Here is a 1,683-nt window from a genome sequence, read left to right as displayed (position 1 = left end):
CTAACCTCGATCGTTCATGGCTGGCGTCGGATGTATCGGCCTCGGGCGATTGATCGGTGTTCTCCGATGAATGCGGTCTTGGGGCATGGTGGTGGGCCGTCTGTCGCGGCGGTGGGCGTGGTCTCCTGGGGTCCTCCGGTCGGTGGGGCGGCGGCTGTGGTGGTCAGCCGGGTGCGGGGATGGCCGCGATCCGGGTGAACGCGGTAGTGATCTGGTTGGCCCAGGGCCAGGTCGGTGGGATGCGTAGCCGTCGGCGGCGTTGGCCGTGGACCAGGCGCGCGGCGGTGTGGAGCAGGCGGTAGCGCAGGGTCTTCGGTTCGCAGCGGGCCAGGTCACCGTCGAGGGCGAGGATCTGTAGCCAGGCGATGAGGTCGGTGGCGATCGCGGCGAGGGTGCACCATGCCTGGTTGATGGTGAACTTGCGTGACGGGAGTCGGCGCAGGCCGGTGTCCTTGGCGCAGCGGATCCGGTCTTCCACGCGGGCGTGAGCGCGGTGGCGGGCTTCCAGCCACTGCAGGGCACCGATGGTGGTGTTGGTGACGAACGCGGTGTAACGCCAGCCGTCGCGTTCCTCGAACAGCGTCAGTTGGGCGCCGGGGTGTGGCCGTTCCCGGCGGACGATGATCCGCATCCCGGCCGGCCAGCCGGTCAGGGTGAGCAGGCCGGTCAACTCGGCGACGTGCGCGCCGTCACGCAGGCCACCGTCGGCGTTGATCGCCGGTGTCCAGGCCGAGGTGGGAACGCCGGTGATCGCCTGGCGTTCCGCCTCACCGATAGACCAGCCGATCGAGTACTCGATCGTGCGGCCCCGCTTGACGTCCTGGGCGGTGAGCCAGTCGAGCACGGCGTGGGTGGCACCGGCCGAGTCGGCCCGCACCAGCAGATGCCGCCGGTGGGCGGCGGGGACCTGCGCGAACGCCTCGCCCAGCACGTGCAGGTGATCGGCGGCGGTGTTCGCCCCCGCGTTACCCGGCCGGAGCTGGATGGCCAGCATCTCCCCGGTGTTGTCGCAGGTGACGAGGAGGGGATGGAACCCGAAGGTGCGTTTGTAGGTCTTGTCCGCGCCTTCCTTCTCACTGTGCGCCGCCAGCAGGGTCGCGTCGACGTCCAGGACCACCACACCGGCCCCGATGTCCCGACCCGCGGCCCGCGCGGCCGGGACCTGGTCGAACAACGACCACACCCGGGCCCGCACCTTCGCCCGCGCCCGCGCGATCCTGCGCGCCCGCACCTGGTCGACCTCGTCGAGAGCCCGCCAACACGTCGCTGGCGAGGCGATCCGTCCGAACACGTCCGCCTGATGCCGGACAACGTCGATATCGGCAATCGCTTCACCACCGTCAGCGATCATCACCGCGAGATCAGTCAGGACACAACCCCGGTCCCTGCCCGGCGTGAACCCCCGACGCGCCACCGCCTGCGACAACGCCCCGGTCAGGCCGGTCCTGTCCGCGAGAGTCCGCAGCAACACCATCCCGGCGTGCGACACCACACCACGACCGCCGACCTCGACGGACAACCCTCTGGACCAATCGGTACTCTGCACCTACGAAGTGCCTTCCGCGCGCGGAACTCTGAACGACTCGACACCGATCAGTTTTCCTTACGTGGTAGGCACTTCGCTGTCTCTACAGACCCTTCCCAACCATCAAGATCCCGACCGCCGTGAAAGACCGAGGCTAA

At 68.9% G+C, this 1,683-nt stretch carries 1 protein-coding gene; it reads right to left on the bottom strand.

The features are described 5' to 3' along the window. Positions 1–163 precede the first annotated feature (163 nt). Positions 164–1,546 (bottom strand): IS1380 family transposase, encoded by a 1,383-nt coding sequence (locus tag ACFOX0_RS34055; RefSeq protein ID WP_377553784.1) that lies wholly within the window; start codon positions 1,544–1,546, stop codon positions 164–166. Positions 1,547–1,683: the final 137 nt, after the last annotated feature.

The sequence above is a fragment of the Micromonospora zhanjiangensis genome (genome assembly GCF_042650605.1).
Classification (GTDB): Bacteria; Actinomycetota; Actinomycetes; order Mycobacteriales; family Micromonosporaceae; genus Micromonospora_J; species Micromonospora_J zhanjiangensis.
The sequence above is the reverse complement of the archived record's forward strand: the minus strand, read 5'-3'. Positions and strand labels throughout refer to the sequence as shown.